Source organism: Streptomyces sp. NPDC050636, from assembly GCF_040654775.1.
Classification (GTDB): Bacteria; Actinomycetota; Actinomycetes; order Streptomycetales; family Streptomycetaceae; genus Streptomyces.
This window is the reverse complement of sequence record NZ_JBFAIP010000006.1, coordinates 111,024-129,478: the sequence shown is the minus strand read 5'-3', so window position 1 is coordinate 129,478 and position 18,455 is coordinate 111,024. Positions and strand designations below refer to the sequence as shown.

The 18,455-nt window shown below is 69.0% G+C and carries 13 protein-coding genes; all 13 read right to left on the bottom strand.

The features are described from left to right. Nucleotides 1-12: 12 nt before the first annotated feature. The 13 genes from AB0I10_RS09110 to AB0I10_RS09050 all read right to left on the bottom strand — a co-directional run bounded on the left by AB0I10_RS09110 (nucleotide 13) and on the right by AB0I10_RS09050 (nucleotide 18,030). Nucleotides 13-537: a phage baseplate assembly protein V gene (locus tag AB0I10_RS09110; protein ID WP_363151690.1), complete on the bottom strand. Its 525-nt coding sequence runs from the start codon at nucleotides 535-537 to the stop codon at nucleotides 13-15. A 47-nt stretch (nucleotides 538-584) separates the two neighbouring features. Next, nucleotides 585-1,724: a hypothetical protein gene (locus AB0I10_RS09105; protein WP_363151689.1), complete on the bottom strand. Its 1,140-nt coding sequence runs from the start codon at nucleotides 1,722-1,724 to the stop codon at nucleotides 585-587. Beyond that, nucleotides 1,717-1,998, bottom strand: coding sequence for a hypothetical protein (locus tag AB0I10_RS09100; protein ID WP_363151688.1), 282 nt, complete (start codon nucleotides 1,996-1,998; stop codon nucleotides 1,717-1,719). Before AB0I10_RS09100 ends, AB0I10_RS09105 begins: the two co-directional genes overlap by 8 nt. Before the next feature lie 101 nt (nucleotides 1,999-2,099). Further along, a complete protein-coding gene (locus AB0I10_RS09095) occupies nucleotides 2,100-2,768 on the bottom strand; it encodes a hypothetical protein (RefSeq protein WP_363151687.1) in 669 nt (222 codons plus the stop codon). A 61-nt stretch (nucleotides 2,769-2,829) separates the two neighbouring features. Next, the gene (locus AB0I10_RS09090) at nucleotides 2,830-3,516 is read right to left on the bottom strand and encodes a hypothetical protein (protein WP_363151686.1); all 687 of its coding nucleotides are present in this window, start codon (nucleotides 3,514-3,516) and stop codon (nucleotides 2,830-2,832) included. A 12-nt stretch (nucleotides 3,517-3,528) separates the two neighbouring features. Further along, nucleotides 3,529-10,512 (bottom strand): DUF4157 domain-containing protein, encoded by a 6,984-nt coding sequence (locus AB0I10_RS09085; protein ID WP_363151685.1) that lies wholly within the window; start codon nucleotides 10,510-10,512, stop codon nucleotides 3,529-3,531. Next, the gene (locus AB0I10_RS09080; protein WP_363151684.1) at nucleotides 10,509-10,835 is read right to left on the bottom strand and encodes a hypothetical protein; all 327 of its coding nucleotides are present in this window, start codon (nucleotides 10,833-10,835) and stop codon (nucleotides 10,509-10,511) included. The genes AB0I10_RS09085 and AB0I10_RS09080 overlap by 4 nt, the downstream gene beginning before the upstream one ends. Next, on the bottom strand, nucleotides 10,826-12,799 hold the full coding sequence (locus AB0I10_RS09075) for an ATP-binding protein (RefSeq protein ID WP_363151683.1): 1,974 nt from the start codon (nucleotides 12,797-12,799) through the stop codon (nucleotides 10,826-10,828). The genes AB0I10_RS09080 and AB0I10_RS09075 overlap by 10 nt, the downstream gene beginning before the upstream one ends. Before the next feature lie 5 nt (nucleotides 12,800-12,804). After that, complete coding sequence (locus AB0I10_RS09070; protein WP_363151682.1) at nucleotides 12,805-13,953, bottom strand: DUF4255 domain-containing protein; 1,149 nt, start codon at nucleotides 13,951-13,953, stop codon at nucleotides 12,805-12,807. A gap of 61 nt (nucleotides 13,954-14,014) precedes the next feature. After that, complete coding sequence (locus AB0I10_RS09065) at nucleotides 14,015-14,776, bottom strand: hypothetical protein (protein ID WP_363151681.1); 762 nt, start codon at nucleotides 14,774-14,776, stop codon at nucleotides 14,015-14,017. Beyond that, entirely contained in the window at nucleotides 14,769-15,521 is a 753-nt protein-coding gene (locus AB0I10_RS09060) for a hypothetical protein (RefSeq protein ID WP_363151680.1), read from the bottom strand. The genes AB0I10_RS09065 and AB0I10_RS09060 overlap by 8 nt, the downstream gene beginning before the upstream one ends. A 53-nt stretch (nucleotides 15,522-15,574) precedes the next feature. Further along, nucleotides 15,575-16,099 (bottom strand): phage tail protein, encoded by a 525-nt coding sequence (locus AB0I10_RS09055; protein WP_363151679.1) that lies wholly within the window; start codon nucleotides 16,097-16,099, stop codon nucleotides 15,575-15,577. A gap of 83 nt (nucleotides 16,100-16,182) precedes the next feature. Beyond that, nucleotides 16,183-18,030: a phage tail sheath C-terminal domain-containing protein gene (locus AB0I10_RS09050; RefSeq protein ID WP_363151678.1), complete on the bottom strand. Its 1,848-nt coding sequence runs from the start codon at nucleotides 18,028-18,030 to the stop codon at nucleotides 16,183-16,185. Between the last annotated feature and the right edge of the window lie 425 nt (nucleotides 18,031-18,455).

The following is an 18,455-nucleotide window of genomic DNA, read 5'->3' as shown; positions in this document are numbered from 1 at the left end:
CCCCCGTTTTCGCTATCGCTTCTTGGGCACGGTCAACCGGCCCTCATTGATGTCGACTTGATCCCCGACCAGCGAAATCGACGCCCCGTGCCCATTGTTGATATGGACCCCCGTCGCATCGATCTTCACGTATGCGCCGCCCGGCGCTTCCAGCAAAATCCCGTTGGTGGGCACATCCGACATCACAATCTTGTGCTTCTTGGGGGTCTGGATAACGACGGGCCGGGACTCCGGCGGCTGCACCCGCGCATCCTCCGGCAACTCCTCCCGGCTCCCGTACCAACACCCCACCCAAATCGGATAACTGGGCTCGCCCTGCTCGAACTCCACCCACACACCCGCCCCGACCGACGGCACGACCACCTGCCCCGCCTCGGGACCGGTGAACGGAAAACACGGCAGGGCCCATGTGGACGGCTCATCCCCCAGCACGTCCGGAACCTGGACGATCAGCCGCCCCCGCCCCATCGGGTCGTTGTTGTCCACCACTCGGCCACGGAACTTGCCGAGAAAGCGGTTGTTAGGTGCGCCAGCCATTTCTCTTGTCTCCTGGATCCGATACGAGCCGCGGCTCGACTGCTGCTCTAGGGACGTACGGTGCCGCTTCGGGCAATCAGCCCTTCCCTCGACAGCGTGAAGTTCTGTTGATACGAGCCCGGCCGAAGATTGGTCGTCACGCTCTTCACGTAATAGTCGCCGTCATACGTCACCCCAGCACCCCGCACGCCGACCAACTCCCGTGGCCGCAGCACATATCCGTGCCGATTGACGTCCAACGAACCCGACCCCGAAATGGCATCGGCAGAGGTCGCCGCCTTACCCAAAGCCTCCGCCTTCGCAATCGCCTCATCCCGCTTCGCGGTCCCGCTCAGCGTCTTGCGCTTCAGGGCCGGCGAGGCCCGCCGCCCGAGCGGCGGCCTGAGGGGACTGATGTCCGGCTGCGCGAGCAACGGCGCCCGCCGCGTCACCGGATCCTGCACCCGCGCCTGAGGTTCCTCCCGCGCGGTCCCGTCGTAGGCGAAAGTCAATTGATCCACAGTCGAGTTGACGTCCATATTCACGTTCAAGGCGTGCTGCCGCTGGCCGAGCCGCTGCTCCGGGCCCCAGAACGCCGTCGACTTCCCCGGCACCGGCCCCGGATCCAGGTAAAACGTGTACCCATTGGCCCTGGCCAGCTCATTCACATACTGCAGATCGGTCCCGACCTGGTAATCAACCCGGAGCTGCTCCCTGGGCGGCTGCGGAATCTGCTCCCGGATGATCCGGGCATCGATCCCGTAATCCGCGTACTTCCCAAGAATCCGCTCAATCCGCTGTGAGGGCGCGAGGTTGGGGTACCGATCGGCCCGCTCCTCCAGATCCATCAACAGCGTCAGGTCCTCACCAGTCACCGTCAACGTCGTCTGCCCGGGCTGATTACTGGCCCCCACCTCCTGCCGCACAATCAACCCATCCAGCAGCACAAACGGCGTCCCTTTGATGCTCACCGCCAGAATCACCCGCGTCTTGGGATCAAAGAACCCCTCAGGCAACAACCGCTGGATGATCGCGCCCTTCTTGGTCAGATCGAACGCAATCTGAAACCCGCTCCGCTCACCCGCCGTACTCGTGATCTGAGCCGACAGCAGCGCCTCGGTCACCTCGGACGGCACCGGCCGCGCCGACTTCGGCCCCATGTACAGCGACACATGAATCGGGCCCCGCCCGACCGGCTCATCAGCCATTCCTCACACCCGGCCCGCCCAACCCACCCGGGAACCCACCCGGAAGCGGCACGGCGATCTGCTCCCCCGGCTCATCCGTCAACTCCCGCGGATCGAGCGTGGGATTGGCATCAGCAATCTGCCACCACTGCCCCGAATCCCCGAAGTACCGCTGCCCGAGCTGATCGGCCCGCTCGCCACTGCTGACGGTGTGCGGCACGGCCTCCTCGGCCGCATCCTCCAGCCGCGGCAGCAACCGCCGCTTGGCGTACTTCACCTCGGCACCATCGGGCATGCGATGCACACCGATCTCCACCTCGGCGTACCGACTACTCCTGGAATACGGATGCGCTCCGGGCACGTCATCCAAAGCCCGCTCATACGGCTCGATCACCCTCAGATCCCCCTCCCACCAAGCCCAAGCGCCGCAAAACTCCCACCCCGCGCGGCCCGCGCCAACTGCTCCTTCTGCGCCAGGTGAGCCAGATACAACTCCGCCCCCCGATGCCCCGCCGGCAGGTCACTCACCGTCAAAATCTTCATCCCGATACTGAGCGAGGCTCTGATCGGGTTGAGATTGACATCGAAGGCCGACTCATTGATTGACAACTCGGTGAGCCGGACGGGCATGACGCGCTTGCTTCCCCAGGTAAAGAGCGTGAGCGGCATTTCGATGGGGCTGATCTCGATGGTGCCCTTTTTGCTGAGGTGAGAAGCGGCCCTGAGCTGCGCGGTCGTCGGCTGCACCAGCATTTCCAGCACGGCCAGTTGCGGATGAATCCCGTCGGGCGCGGCTACGTCGAGCTGGTCGGTCGCGTCGATCTCCGCAGTGAACTTCCACGTCTCCTGGGCCGGCCCTTTGAGTCTCAGCGCCTCGTTCCTGTCGCCACCACTCCCACCTCCGCCGCCGTCTCCCTCACCTCCGGCGGCTTGGGGCGCCACGGACCGCTCCAACGTGTCAGGGTTGAACTGCAGCACGATAATGCGCTGAGGCGTCCCCAGATCGGGATCGACGATGACGATGCCGGAGCGGATGGGCTTGGGTATGTCGGCGTAGCGGGTCACAGGGGCCATCGCCTTCCTGGTTCGTCTCGGAGCAAATTGTCCATGCGGACATCTCTGCTACCTATCGGAGCCGTTGCGTAAGTCGCTCTTGAAGAGGCTCATAGTCGTGCTCGGGGAAGATGTTCGGGAATACGCTCAGCATATTCTGCATGTTTTCTGCAGCATCCTGGAAATCGTTGTCCTGCGTGGAGTCTGCGGCGAAGAGATACTGCCAGCCGTAGGTGCCCTTGGTGACGAGAAGTGTGTCAAGGTACTCGGCGTAATCCAAATCCAACTTGAAGATGGAGTGAGTCCCCTCGTAATACCACACCTCGGGTGACGTCATGCCAGGCTGAATTCTCAGGCCTGCCAGACTGCCGCCGCCCCCTTGCAGATGCTCGTCGAAAACGCGCAGCTCCGAGAAGGCCAGGCGGTCCTCCTCCGGGGTATCTTCCGTGGCAAGGTCCACGCCGACGCTAAGCATTGCGGCAGCGATATGACGGATCGAGAACTCCCCCCTCAAATGCATGCCAGCGAGTTCAATGCCCCAGTGGCTAGAAAGTCCCTCGAAGCGAATGAAGCAGCGCTGGAGTGCCGGATCAAGAGAGATCCCTTCCCATTCAGCGATCTTCTTGAACGCGGTCGAGGCGTCCCCTACAAGAGTCTCGAGTGGGCCCCTCTCTTCCTCGTAGACTGTGACCTCTGGTGCCTTCTTGAGCTCATCGAGCATGGCGAGATAGCGCAATTCGTACGCGCTCAGCTTGGCCATGGATCCCCCTTGCTAGTTGTAGCGAAGCTTGTTCTTGTCGACTTCCACCTTCTGGAGCTCCTGGACAAAGTTGGGAATTGCTCCAGGGTTGCGAGAGTTGTAGTCCGTCATTCTCAGCTTGAAGGAATTGAAGTCGCGGAACGGCGACTCCGAAACGACGGTTTCTGCGAATTTCTTTCCAACGCGAAATTCGCTCTGGATTTTCTCCGCACTTCGGCTATTGATGTTAAACTTGGTTGGGTTGCTCCCCAGTACCTCGATGTTGTCACGCTCGTACATCTGGCTTGGGCGCGGCGGCTTCTTGGTCCATGTCCTATTTCTTAGCTTGTAGCCGCCCCATTTCATGCCAATGGACTTGGGATAGGGGTAATGTGGGTGCGTCATGTCGTCAGAGTGGAAGTTTACGTCGACCCTGTACCAGATCATGCGCTCAGATTTGCTCACCTTTACCGCGTCGGCGGCATCCTTCTCTATTCGATAATAGAATCTGGTGTTTACGTCCCCTGGTGCAGGCACAAGGTTTGTCCCCCTGGCAGGGCCGGCCATGTCCTCCGTGAGGAGGTGCATGCGTACCCATGGGGAGTTTGTTTTAGGGCGTGGCCATCGCGTTTTCGCTGGATCTTTCTCCCAGCCGAGCGGATTTCCGTCCGCCGCCCGCGGGGCCTTTTGTCCTTTCGGTACGGTTTCATTGATCCCTGTGGCCAGGAACCCACTTGCGCGCTTTCCGTCCACGAAGTCAGGAATGATCATCGGTAGCAGCGGTGCGGTATTCTCATCGTCTCCGACATCCCGTAGCGCGAGCTTCCTGGCCAGCAGATCGAGCTGGGCATCGAGGGCGTTGTAGGCCTTCTTGGCGCTTCGTGCCGCGTACCTTGTTCCCTGCGGCGGTAGCCTTTTCTGCAGGTCCTCAACTCGATCCTGTGCGGCTTCTGCCTCTTGGTGTGCTGCGGCTTGATCTTCTCCCTCCGGGGTATTCCGGATCGGGCCAATCTCGTCATTCCAAGCGTCGAGGTAGCCTTTTATGCCTTGGGGCGTGCTGTGCACCTCAAGGTCAGCGCTCCTTCCGCGCCCGCGGTACATGAGCCTGTGTGGCTCTCCGCTCTCGGTGCGGAACTGAGCATCTGGCATGTCGTACTGGCGAGTGGGCTCTTGCTGTCGGTCTCTCTCCCGCTGGCGGTCACGCTTTCGTTGGTGATTGCGCCGCATCCGATCCCGCTGCCGCCTCCACTGGTTCCTCAGGCGATGGGTGCGGTTGTTGAGTTTGCGGCGCAGCTTGCGGCCTTTGCCGGAGAGGCGGCGGGCGGCGCGGCGGGCCCTGGACATAGCCGACTTGATGGTTTGGCGGGCGCGGCGGAGTTTGCGGCGGGTGCGGGACTCGGGCTTGCGGCGCGGCTTCTTGGTGCTGACCTTCTTCTTGCCGTCCTTGTCCCGGTCGCGGTCCTTGTTGTGGCCCTTGGTGTCCTGCTTCTTGTTCTTGCGGAGCGGGGACTTGGTCTTGTCCTCGTCGCGCTTCTTGTCGGCGCGGTCCTTCTTGCGGAGGGTGTCGCGGGCCGGGCCGCGGCGCTTGGTGAGGTTGGGCTTGTCGTCGTCGTGTTGTTTGCGCTGTGCGTCGCGGGCCCGGCGGCGGGCCGCGTTGACCTCGCGGCCGTCCTCGCGGCGTTCGTGTTCGTCGGGCTTCTTCTTGGACTTGGGCTTGGAGTGGTGTTCCGGGCGGGGCTTCTTTTCGGGGGAGGGGCGTTTGGTGGGGCGGGGGCCGTCGTCCGGGCGGGAGGTCTTGTCCGGGGAGGGCTTGCGCGGGACCGGTCGTTGGTTGGGCTTGTCGGTGGGGCCGGGCTTGTCGGCCGTCGGGCCGGGTCGGTTGGCGTTCGCGGGGCGGTCGGCCTGGCCCGGCTTGTCGTGGTGGCCGGGCTTGCGGGGCGCGCCGGGCTCGTCGGGGCCACCGTCCCCGCCCGGCCGCCGCTTGCCGCGGATGTTCTTGAGCATCTCGCCGAGCTTGCTGGTCACCTTGCCCATGAATTTCTGGACGCCGTCGATGAGGGCCTGGTAGATCAGTTCCAGGAGGGCCACCACGCCGGCCGCGACCGCCTTGGCGAAGGGCCGCGCTGCGTTTCCGCTCTTGACCGCCTTCAGGAAGTCCATGAAGAGGCCGAAGGCGGCCAGGATCTCGCTGAGCGTGTCCCAGGCGGTCTTGAGGGCGTCGATGATCGCCATGACCCAGCCGGCCCCGGGGATCAGCTTGGCGACGACCTTCTCGATGACCAGTTCACCGATGATGAGCGGAAGTTGGGGGAGGGCGGCGTCCCAGGCCATCTTGCCCATCTCTTCGGCGGTGACGTTGCCGTCGATGAGCGCCTGGAAATCCTCCGGCGAAAGCCCGGTGATTTCCTGGACCTTGTTGTTGAACCACTTCTTGACGGCTGAGGTGACCTCTTCGAAGAGGTACTCCTTGGCGCCGGTACGCGCCGCGGAGCCGGCCTTGCTGAGCCACCCACCGGGGTCGGAGACGATGTCGTTGAAGATGGCGGCCCATTCGCCGAGCCCCTCGACCACGCCCTTACCGAACTCCACTGCCGCGACCGTGACGTTCTCCGCGACTTCGACCGCCGCGTTCAGCCCGCTCTCCATCGCGTCCAAGCCGGCGAGGAGCGCTCCGCCCAGTCCGTCGATGAGCTTGCCCGCGACCTCCTTGAGCGCGTCCGCGGCCTCGTTGACCTTCTTCACCGCGTAGTCGCGGCCGGCGTTGATGGTGTTGCGCCACTTGTCCTGCATCGCCGGGTATCCGGCGAGCAGGTCGTCGCCGATCTCGATCAGCGCGTCGGCGAAGTCGTTGATCTGGTCGACGACCCAGTTGCGCGCCTTGTCGATGAGCTTGAAGACTTCTTCTTTGAACTTGTCGATGAGCTTGGTGACGGCCTCGCGTGCCAAGTCGAAGAGCCTCTTGATGTCTTTCTTGAGGCCCTCCCACCACTGCTTGAGCTGGTCGAGGAACCCGCCGTCCCCCTTCTCGGCCTCCTTCTTCTTCTCCTCCTTCTTCTTCTCCGCGCCGCTGTGCGCGTTGGTGTGCTCGTTGTCGATCTTGTTGTTGTCTTCTTCGGTCCGCCTGTCCGCCTTGTCGTCGGTCTCCTTCTGCGCCTTGTCGATGTCCTGGCGGACCTTTGTGTGCTTCTTGCTCTTCTTGCCGTCGATCTCCGCGACCTTGTCGTCCTGCTCCTTGCGCCATTTGTCGCGGGACTCGGCGACCTCGTCCTGGCCCGTCTTGCGCTCGCGTGCCTGCTTGTTCGTGCTGGCGTCGACCTCGCGCTTCAGGTCCCTGTCGTGCCTCTGCTTGTCGGACTTCGCCTTGTCGTCCTTGGCCCGGCGCTCCTTCGTCATCTGCTGCCGGCCCTTGGAGAAGCCCGCCTGGATCTGCGGGCCACGGTCGTGCTCGGCCACGGCGGACGCGGACTCGACGGGCACACCGCCCTTGCCGCCCTTGGACCCTCCGCCGCCCTTCTTCCCGGCGCCGCCCTTCTTCCCGCCGGGAACCTTGGCGGTCAGGGTCTCGTGGGGGGCGTCCGGATAGATCTGGTCCTCGCCCATGGGCTTGGCCGCGTCCTCGCGACCGGACCGGTGCAGCTCGTCCTTCCGCTCGTCGAGCTTCTGCGACTGCTCTTCCGTGCGCTGCGGATCGGAGTCGTCCTGGAGCGGCAGGCCGGGGGCGTTGCCCACCCGGTTGCCCTTCAGGCCCTCGTCCGTGGTCTTCAGACCCATGATCGAGTCGATCAGGTCGTCGAACGGGAAGATCTTCTTGAGAATCGCCGCGCTGAGGGTCAGCAGGATGTCCCACCAGCTCGGCTCCGGCACATCGGCGCCCGGCGTCTCGCCCTCCGGCCGCTGCTCGCCGGTGATCTCCTCCGTCTTGCCCTTGGGCGCGTCGGTACGGGAGACCTTGGCCTTGGTGTACGTCCCCGCCGCGGCGGCCTTCGGCCCGCCCGGCACCGTACGGGGCGAGCCGATCGGGCGCTCCATCTTCGGCGGCGCCTTGCGCAGCGCCGCCCGCTCCTTGCCGACCGAGTTGTCCACGGCCCCGTTGACGCCCTTGAACGTCTCCAGCATCTGGTACGGCTTGAGCCTGGAAACCGTCGCGAGCCCCGCTTCGGGCGTGCTCTTGGAGACGTCGGGCGGCGGGGCTTCCTTCTTGGGCTTCGCCGGAGCGGACGCGGCACCGCCACCACCGCCGCGACCGCCCCGTGCGGGCGCGGGAGCCGTACGTCCGCCACCGCCGCCGCCCGAGCCGCGCCGGACGTGCTGTGCCGCCTGCCTGGCCGCCTGCCGCTGCTTGGGCGTGGCCCCGGCCTTCGGCCGCGCGGGGGGCTTGCCCGGCGCGGGCTTCGCGGACGCCTCGGGCCGGTCGCCGCTGTCCTTGACCGCCGCGGCGGCCGCGTGGGGGGCCGTTCCGCTGCCAGAAGAGAGCCTGGGCGCGGCCGCGGGACCGGGCGCGGACGCCGCATCCGGGTCGGTCCCCGAGCCCGGCGTGGTCGCCGGCCCCTTCCCTTCGGTGACCTCCTTGCTCCGGGCGTCGCCCTGGGGCTCACCGGCGGCCGGTGCCGCGTCGGCGTCCTTGCCGTCGGCGCCGCTCTTCGCGTCGGTGCTCTCCTTGGCCGCGGTGTCGTCCTTGGCCTGCTTGCTCCCGCCCGAGGCGGAGGTGCCGTCGGCTGCCTTGTCCGTGCCGGAGGCCGCGCCGGTGCCCGCACCGGATCCGGTGCCGTTACCCGTACCGCTTCCGTTACCCGTACCGCTTCCGCCGTCCGTACTGGAGGACTTCTCGCCGCTCCCGCCGGAGGACTTCGTGTCCTTGTCCCCGGAGCCCTCCGTGCTCTTCCCGTCCCTGGAACCCGAGGCCGCATCCGAACCCGGCTCCGAGGACGAAGACGAGGACGAAGACGAGGACGACGCCTGCGAAGCCGAACCGGTCGACTGCTTCCGCGCGTCCTCATCCGCCTTCGACAGCTTCCCGGGCGCGGCCGAATCGCCGGCCGCGGACCCCGGCCCGCCCGTGCCCTCGGTGGCAGTACGAGCCGCGTCGTCCCGCCCTTTCGCCGCGGCGTCCTCCTTGCGCTCCTCGGCCTGCTCCCGTTCCGCTTCGGCGTCATCGGGGTCCGCCGGGCCGGAGCCCCGCTCGCCGGGCTCCTCGCCGGTCGTCTCCTCGGCCTTCTCATCCGGCTCGGGGCCGATCTCCTGCTCGATCGACTTGTCGGTCTGGAGGTCCTGGCCGAGCCGGTCCGCCGACGCGTTCTCCTCCTCGGGGGAGCGCGCGCCCCCGCCAGTGCCGCCCTCCGCATCCCGCAGCGCCGTGGCCGCCGAGTCTTCGGTGGCGGGGGAGTCGATCACACCGGGAGCGCCGTCGCTGCTCTCGTGCTGCCGGCCCCCGTCCTTGGCGTTCTTCTGCTTCGCGGCCGACGGGGTGGAGTTGTCGAGGTCGTCCCCGGACGGGCCGCCCTCGTCATCCGAGTCGTCCTCGTCGTCTCCTGCGGCCTCCGTGTCCAGATCGTCCTCGTCGGCGCCCTCCTCGTCGTCCTCGTCGAGGTCCGCCGACTCCTCTTCGAGTCCCAACGGCTCGTCGTCGGCGTCCTCTTCGTTCTCGGGATCCCCGGCGCGGCGCTGCTCGTCCCGGTCGTCGCCCTTACGGTCCTTCTCGCCGGGTTCCGCCGCGCTCTTGTCCACGGCTGCGGGCTCGGTGGCGCCCTCCTCGGCGGCTTCCTCCGCACGCTCCCCGTCGGCGCCCTGCCCCTCCTGCTCAGCGGCCTGGTCCTCCGACTGCTCCGGGGAGTCCTCCCCCTTGCCGTCGGCCGCGCTCTCCTTGTCCTTCTGTTCGGCCTGTCCGGCGGCGCCCTTGTCCTGCTCCTTGGCCTCCGCCTGCTCCTTCTGCCGGGCGCCGGCCGCCGCCTCGTCCTGCGCGGCCGACTGCCCGGAGCCCGACGGCGCGGCCGCCGCAGGGGCCTTCGCGCCGCCCCCGGCCGCCGGCCGACCGCCCAGCTCCTCGCCGCCGTCGCCCGCCGGGTCCGCGTCCTTGCGCTGCTGCGCCCGCTTCCGTCGGCCGTCGCGCTCCTTCTCGTCCTTCTCGCGCTTGTCGCGCGCGGCAGCCGCCTCCTGCGTCCGCTCCTGCCCGATGACCTCGACCGCGTCGGGGACCGGCTCAGGCGCCGTGGCCGCCGACAGCGGCAGCGGGCCCGCCTCCACCTCCTCGACCAACTCCAGCAGCCGGTCGACCTCGGGCGAGAGCAGCCGCACCGTCAGCCGGTCCAGCACGCTCTCCTGCACCTGCGGCGCCATCCCCGCCAGTTGCAGCCGCACACGGCCCGAAAGGTCCTGCGGGTCGCCGCGCAGCGAGCGGAGTACGCCATTGGCGAGGCGGTCCACCAGCGTCGCGGGGTCCACCTTCTCCATACGGGCGCGGTCGGCGTGGACCGTGGCGTACCGCAGCCAGCCCGGCGTGGCCTGGCCCGGCTCGACCTCCGCCGCGAGCTCCTCCCGTACGGAATCCCGCAGCGCGCCCAGCACCGAAGCCTGCGCCGCCGACTCCGCCTCCCGCTCGGCCGACTCCTGCGGCAGGCTCACCGAGCCCAGGTCGCGGCCCGCCCGCAGGGCGCCCAGGCCGTGCGGGTTCTGGACGGTGTGGAGCAGCTCGTGGGCCAGCAGCCGCTGGCCGTCAGCGGTCCCCGGCCGGTAGGTGCCCTCGCGGAAGAAGATGTCCTGGCCGACGGCGAAGGCGTCCGCGCCCATCATCTCCGCCAGCTGCCCGGAGTCGCGGTCGGTGTGCAGGCGGACCTGGCTGAAGTCGTGGCCGAGTTGTTCTTCGAGTTCGCGCCGGACGCTGAGGTCGAGCGGCTGGCCCGCGCCGCTGACGATGTCCTTCGGTTCCGGGGCGCGGGACTTGGCGGAACGTTCCTTGCGCTTGCGGCGCTTGTCCTTGGCGGCCGACTGGGTGTCCTGCGTCGAGGACTGTGCCGTACTCATCGAGCATCACCCCGTCCCGCGAGTCCCGCGTGTACGGCACGGGCCAGTGCTTCGCCCAGCCGTACGGGGTGGGTGGTGGAGGGGAGGGGCGGGAGGCCGGACAGCCCGTCCAGCGCCACATCCGTCGTACCGTCCGCCGCCAGCGGTACCCCGCGCTCGCGGACGAGCCTGGTCAACTCGGTCTGGAACGCGGCCGATACGCGGTCCGGATCGACCCGGGCGTCGAAACCGTCCAGGACCAGTTCACCGATGTCGATACGGAACCCCGTAGGAGACGAGGGCGCGGCCCCGGCCGGCTGTCCGTTGCTCTCGCTCAGACCCATCCTTGGACCTCCGACGGCGTCAAGGAGCGTTCCAGTTTCAGGTATTCGGTACGAGCCGCCGCCAGCATGTGGCGCATCTGGAGATGGTCGCCCTCCTCGGCGGCGAGGAAGGCCCCGGAGAGGGCGATGTTGCGGATCGATCCGCCGGCGACGGTGAGTTGGGCGAGAAGGGCCGGATCGATGCCCTTCATGGGAGCCTGGGAGGGGAGGACGCGGCTCCAGATTTCCGCGCGCTCCTTCTCTCCCGGGAACGGGAAGTCGACGACGAAGCGGATACGGCGCATGAAGGCCGAGTCCAGGGCCTTCTTCATGTTGGTGGTCAGGACGGCCAGGCCCCGGTACGCCTCCATCCGCATCAGGAGGTAGCTGACCTCCAGGTTGGCGTAGCGGTCGTGGCTGTCCTTGACCTCGCTGCGCTTGCCGAAGAGCGCGTCCGCCTCGTCGAAGAGGAGCAGCGCCCCGCCCCGCTCCGCCGCGTCGAAGACCCTGCTCAGGTTCTTCTCGGTCTCGCCGATGTATTTGCTGACGACCTGGGAGAGATCGATGATGAAGAGGTCGAGGCCCAGTTCCTCGGCCATGACTTCGGCGGCCAGGGTTTTGCCGGTGCCGGAGCCGCCCGCGAAGAGGGCGGTGACGCCCAGGCCGCTGCGGAGCGCCTTCGCGAAGCCCCAGTCCTGGTAGACGGTGCTGCGCTGCCGTACGTGGGCGACGATCTCCTGGAGGATGCGCAGCTGCCGGTCGGCGAGGACGAGGTCCCGCCAGCCGGCCCGCGGTTCGATCCGGCGGCCCAGCTCGTCCAGGCCCATCCGGGCCTCGGTCAGGCCGGCCTGCCAGGCCAGTTCGGCGGCGTCCAGGGTTGGGGAGGAGGTGGGAAGGTCGCGGCGTACGGTGGCGGCCGCTGCCCGTACGACGTGGGGCGGGAGTTGGAACTGGGCCACCAGGGACTGGAGCTGGGGGGCAGTCACCTCGGGTACGTCGGCGAACGCGTCCGTCCACAGGCCGAGCTGCTCCTCGTCGGAGAGTTTCGGTACGGTGACCCGCTCGCCGCGCGGCTGGGCGGTCTGCCTCGCGTCCGGGCTGGAGACGACGAGGGGCACGGCGGCGCCCGTGATGAAGGCGTCCGCCGCGGCGCGCTGGTCGCGGTCCATCTCGCCGACCTCGACGAGGAGCGCGGCGGGGAGCAGGATCGCCTCGCGCTGCCACAGGCGGGCCAGCCGGTCCCGCTCGGCGGCGTCGGTCGGTATGTCGTCGGCGGCCATCGAGTACAGGCCCAGGCCCGAGCGGCGGGCGGCGGTGGCGGCGATGTCGGCGCGGCTGCGCAGGTCGCCGCCGACCAGCTCGACGCGGAGCGGCGCGTCCGGTCCGGAGCCCGCCCAGCCGGCGGCGACCCGGTCGGCGGCCAGGTCGTAGGCCGGGGGAAGCGTGCCGGGGGCGGTGGTGCGGCGCAGCAGCCCGTGCAGCTTGGCGTCCAGGTACGGCGAGCCGACCAGGAAGTGCAGGATCCGTTCGTCCAGCCAGAGACGGGTGGTGGTGAGGCGGGTCTCGTCGTCCAGGTCGATCAGCCGCCAGCGGCGCAGCGGGGCGACGGGGGTGAGCGCGCTCCAGTGCGGGTCGCCGAGGGCGGCCAGCGCGAGGGAGAAGCTGGGGTACGCCCGCTCCGGGTCGCCACTCGCGGCGGCACACCGGGACGCGGTGGTGGGGTCCAGCTCGGCCGCGGCGGTGAGCAGCACGATGTCCCGCTCGAAGTCACTCAGGCCGAAGCAGGAGATGAGGGTTTCGAGGGTGGGGGGCGAGCCGTCGGCGGCGGGCTGGTCAGCTGACTGGTCAGCTGACTCGTCGGTGGTCTGGTCAGGCGTACGGGTTGCCCGGGCGGCGTGGGCGTCGAGGCGTGTGAGGACGGCCGCCAGCGCGGCCGTCAGTGCCTGGCCGTCCGCCGTCCGCTCGTCCCCCGTGAAGGCGTTCACCCGGCTCAGTCCTCCTTGCCGGCAACGGAGTCGGAGCCGGCGGATGGGCCGGAGGCAGCATCGGGTCCGGAGTCCGTGTTCGTGGAGGGCGATTCCCGCCTGGCGGATGGCTCCCGCTTGACCGGCGTCTCCCGTTTGGCCGCCGCCTTCTTGGCGGCCCGGCCGCCCCCGACACCGGCCGCGGCCTTGCGCGCCGCCCGCGTCGACGCTCCGCGCGTACGCCCGGACCGTGCCCCGCTCCCGGTCTCGCTCCCTGCGGCGTCGGCGCCTTCGCTCTTGGCCCTGTCACCCTTGGCCCCGTCCCCCTTGGCGCCCTCCGTCCTGGCGCCCGCGGCCGCCGTCCCGCCTTCCGGCTTCCGGCCCCCCGCCTTCCCCGCAACGTCCGCACCAGCACCTGCCGGTTCCGCCGACTGCGATGCCTCAACCGCCCCAGAAGTCCGCCCGGCCTCGGGCACCCCCACCGGCCGTGGCGGCACCGCGGGTATCGGCGGCACCTCCGCGGCCCCAGGCGCCCCCGCACCCCCCGCCGGCACCGGCGCCCCCGGTGCCCCGAACGGCAGCACCGTGACCTCCGGCTTGCGCACCGGCTTCGCCGGGACCGGCTTCTGGTGGCCGTCGAGCAGTACGAGCGACGCCTGGTAGACGACCGAGAGCGAGTACGGGGTGTTGTGGAGCATGCCCCAGAGCTTGGAGGTCTCGTCGACGTCCATCTGGGTCGGCGTGAAGCGGACCTTCTGGAGCGACTCGGCGAGATCGCTGCCCTCCAGGTACGGACGTTGCGCGGCCTCCTCGATCAACTCCTTGGGGAGCACCGGGATTTCGTGCAGCGTACGGACGACGCTCCCGATCAGCCGCTGCCCGACCAGCTCCGTCTCCTCGCCGTATGCGCTGATCACGTAGTGCAGATCGATCGCCGCGGCCGGCCGCTTGAGCAGCGTGCCGTCGGAGGCACGGGTGACCAGGTCGTTGTTGCGCATCGAGGGGTTGTGGGTGACCTGGTAGAGGAAGACCGTGATGGTCGGGTCGGTCGGCGGATCGGCCGGCGGCTTACGGGTCTCCACCGAGACGGCCATATCGATCTCGGGGTGCAGATTGTGCTCGATCAGCAGCGCAAGGGCCTGGGTGACCGTCGCGACGGCGAGTGCGTTGCTCATGAAGTCCGTCCCCCTGAAGTCCCTGAAATCTGCGCCGGCCACGTCGTCCTGTGCGCCACCGTCAGCTCGTCCTCTCCCCGCGCGCCAGATAGTCCGTGAGACTCAGCGACGGCGCCCGGCGCTCCGTACGCGCCGGACGGGCCCCCGCCGCGGGCCGCCCCGCACCGGCCGCGCTGACCTCAAGACGTCCGATCTGCACGTGCACCACCCGCTCAACACTGCGCTGCCCGCGCCGCCCGGCGGCGGTGACCCGCGCGGCATTGCGGGCCGCCGGCACCGTGTCGGTACGCGGCCGCAGCGCCGGGGCCGGAGCGAGGGACGCGGCGTTCCTGCCCGGCGGGGGCGGTACGGCTGCCGCCCGGCGTGCCGAGCCGTCCTCGCCGGACGCCCGCACCCGCTGCGGCCGTACGGTTTCGGCCGCGGCGGGACTCAGCCCGGGTTCCACCGCCGCCGCGGGCCGCAGCAGCGGTGCCGTGGGCTGGGCCGGCGGTTCGACGAGGTGCGAGGAGTCGAGCCGTTGGGCCTCGGTGCGTACGACGGTCTGCTGTTCCGTGGTCCTGATCTCCCGCTCGTACCGGACCTGTTGGCCCTCCGAGGGAGACGTACGGAGCGCCTGCGGATACAGCGGCGCCGGTGCGTCCTCCTCCGCGGGCGTGCCGCGCAGCGCTTCGACGCGCTCGAACGGGCCCGGCAGACGGGGCTGTACGAGTGTGCGCCGTGCCCCGTCCGTACGGCCGCTGCCGGGTGCGTGGGGAAAGGCACCCCCAGGCACCGGCGCATGGCGCGCCAGCAGCCGGTCGAAGTAGTCAGCCACGTCAGGCATCTGCGCACAGCTCCAGGTAGTAGCGGCGCCGCAGCGGGCTCAGCGCCAGGATCTGGGGCTCGCTCCAGCCGTAGGCCGAGGCGAGCAGATGGACGTCCAGGAGCACATCGCGGGCCCAGGCGTCGAGTTCGGTCCACAGGTACGCGGCGATGTCCAGCTCCGCCGGGGTGGCCGCGCCGCACTCCGGGCAGGCGATGTTCAGCGTCATCTCGGCGGCCGGATCGGCTTCCTCGGCCGCCTCGGCGAAGCGCTTGAGCACCGGCTCGGGCAGCTGGGCGAGCTCCTCGTCGGACGCTGCCCGGCCGCCCCGCTGAGCCGAGAGCGCACAGCGGGCGCCCAGCAGCCGCCGGGCGTCCTCCGCGTCGATGGCCCGGGATGCGACCGCGGCGAGGTCGGCGGGGCCGGGCAGCCGGAACCGCACCACCCAGTCGCCCTCCGCCACCCGCAGACCGCCCTCGGGCAGCCGTGGCCGGGCGCCCATGTCCGCCGCGTCGAGCTCGAACTCCATCGCCTCGCCGCAGTCCGGGTCCGCGCAGTCGATCTTGACCTGCATCCGGTCGCCGAACAGCGCCCGGCGCAGCGCGAACAGATCGGCCGCCCGCTCCCCGAGCGGCACCGACAACAGTGCGTCGGTGCCGGCTCCGGGGCGGGCCGCCCGGTGCAGCAACAGGGCCCGGCCGCCGCCCTGCTGGGCCAGCCCTGCTTCCCAGGTGGCCAGCAGTTCAGCGGGCCCGGTGACCGCCATTCCTCACCTCATCCGGTGCTTCGGTGCGGGGGTGGCTCGTCGTCGACGCCGGCTCAGGCCGGATGCGTGAACGACGGCTCCTCCGGCTCGGGCACCTCGTAGTCCCGCTCCCAGCCCTCGCACTCCAGCTTCAGGCTCTGGATGGCGACGGCGTTGGCGTTGGCGTCCATCTCGCCCAGGACCTGGTACTCGCTCGGCCAGGACCGGTAGATCTTGTGGGAGACGGCCACCTGCCCGGCTTCGTTGAGGACCTGGATGACGAGGTCCTTGCGGAAGTCGGCCAGCGAGACCTCCGAGCCGAGGCCGGCGCCGACCTGCCAGACCTTGTTGGCCCAGCGGTCGAACTCCGGGTCGTGGGTGACGCCGCGCTCCAGGGTGATCCCCTCGAACTCGGAGCGGCCCGGGGACTTGCGGGGAGAGCTGGGGTCGCCGCCGTGCCGGTGCTTGACGACCTCGGTGGTGCGCTTCAGCGGGCTGATCTTGCTGACGCCCGCGACCGTACGGCCGTCCCACAGGACCAGGAACTTGAAGTTCTTGTACGGGTCGAAGCGATGGGCATTTATCTGAAACTCAGCCATCGGATTCCTTCACGTCCTCTGAGTTCACGTCCGAGGTCACGTCGTTTCCTGCGCGCTCCTGGACGTTGAATTTCTTCGCGTCCCTAGACGTCGAACTGGCCGGCCATCTGCTGGATCTTGACGATCACGAACTCCGCCGGCTTGACCGGCGCGATGCCGACCACGACGTTGACGATGCCGCGCTCGATGTCCTCGTCGGTCGTGGTGTCCTTGTCGCACTTGACGAAGTACGCCTGGCGCGGCGTGCCGCCCTTGAAGGCGCCCTTCTCGAAGAGGGAGTGCAGATAGGCGGAGGCGTTGAGACGGATCTGCTGCCAGAGCTGTTCGTTGTTGGGCTCGAAGACGACCCACTGCAGCCCGCGCAGCAGGCTCTCCTCGACATGGAGTGCCAGCCGCCGCACCGGTACGTACTTCCACTCGCTGTCGAGCGCGTCCGCGCCCTCCAGGGTGCGCGCGCCCCAGACCAGCGGGCCGACCACCGGGAAGGTGCGCAGGGAGTTGATGCCCAGCGGGTTGAGGAGTCCGTTCTCGCGGTCGGTGAGCTTGACCGTGAGGGAGTGCACCCCGGCCAGCCGCGCCTCGGTGCCCGCCGGCGCCTTCCACACGCCGCGCTCGCTGTCCGTACGGGCGATGACCCCCGCGACGGCACCGGACGGCGGGAAGGAGCGCAGCCGGCCGGTGAGCGGGTCGGTGAGCTGGAGGTGCGGGAAGTACAGGCCGGAGTGGTTGCCGCGGACCGGGTCGAAGGCGGCGATGCCGGCGCGGGCGGCGTCCACGCTGCCCCAGGCGGCGGGCGCGTCGACGAGCAGGAAGATCCGCCGCTCCTTGCACAGCCGCTCGGCCGCCGAGAGCACCGTGATCATGTCGTCGGTGGACTCGTACGAGGCCAGCTCCGGCAGCGAGAGGAGGTTGACATCGTCGACGTCGCGCAGTGCCTGCAGGCCGCTCTTGCGGGACTCGCTGCCGATGATGTCGCGCGGGCCGGGCGGATCGCCGTCCTCGCCGCCGCTGAGCGGGAAGACCGGCGGGTTGACGGAGGCCTCAAGGCCCAGGTCGTTGGCGCACTCGCCGACGAAGCGGACCACGTCGTCGGGGTCGGTGGACCCGGCGACGACCTGGATGCGGCGGCCGAAGGCGGTGACCTCGACGCCGGCGAAGGCGTGCTTGCCCGGGGCGTCCGGGAGCGCGCGCAGCTTGTGCTCCAGGAGCAGCGCCAGCTCGGTGACGTTGCACGGCGGCTCGCCGTCGCAGTCCGGGTCGTGGAGCGTGAACTCGCGCTCCACCTCGCCGATCTTGACGGTCAGATCGACGTTCAGGTCGGGGAGTTCGTGGTGGAACGCCTTGGAGACGGTGCCGGACGGGTCCGGCCGGCCCTCGCCGACGACCGAGACACGGATCAGCGAGGAGCCCGCGTTGATCACCGTTTCGGCGTAGCGGCCGTGGCCGGGATCCATGGACAGGCCGGAGTACGCCTCACGGGCCGTGCCGTGGGAGTCCAGGACCTGGAGGTTGAAGGTGTCGTCAGGGCAGGGGGTGTCGTGGTCTACGGCGACCCGGAGGTTCGAGCCCCAGGCGCCGGGCTCCTTGGCGTGCACCTCCAGTACGGGGCACTGGCTGTGGCCCTCGGTGGACTCCAGGGTGACGCAGGCGGCCTTGCCGCTGCCGGCCTTGGCGACCCGGACGATCACGGCGACGGTGCCGCCGTTGCCGAAGAACTGGTGGACGGCGTAGCCGACCGGGCTCTGCGAGGTCAGGCCGCCGAAGCGGCGCTCGAAGTCGGCGAAGCTGGTGATCCGTACGGGCTGATTGAGCGGGCCGCGCCGGGTGTGGCCGACGAACGCGGTCACGGATGTCGTGACGGTGGTGATGCTGCGGATGCTGCTGGGAAGCTCTTCGACATAGACGCCGGGATAGGTCGTATGTGTCGGCATTCCCCCTCCAATCCCTTCAGGCACCGATGTGAGGACACCAAGAAATCGAGAAAGGGGGGAGAAGGGTGGCAGGTGCGGATGAGCCCACGGCCGCCCCCTGCCCGCGGTCGCGCATCCCCCCGCTACCCATCAAGTTCCCCCGTCTGCACCCGGTGCGGAGCGATCTGCCGACCGACCTGCACGGGATCAAGCCCGAAGCTTGTGACTCCTGATGCGTATGTATGCGTAAGTGCTCAACGCAGTCTGCTTCTCGGGTAGTTGGGGGGTCAAGGGGGCTTTCAGGACAGCCTGCACGCAGGTGCGCCGGGGGTGCGTCGCACGCCGGGTGACACCTGCCACGACGGTCCGGCACGGCCACCGTCGAATTCCGGCCAAGGGCCGACCGGCGGCCCGTCGGCGCGGAAGCCGATGGCGCGTCGATTCCG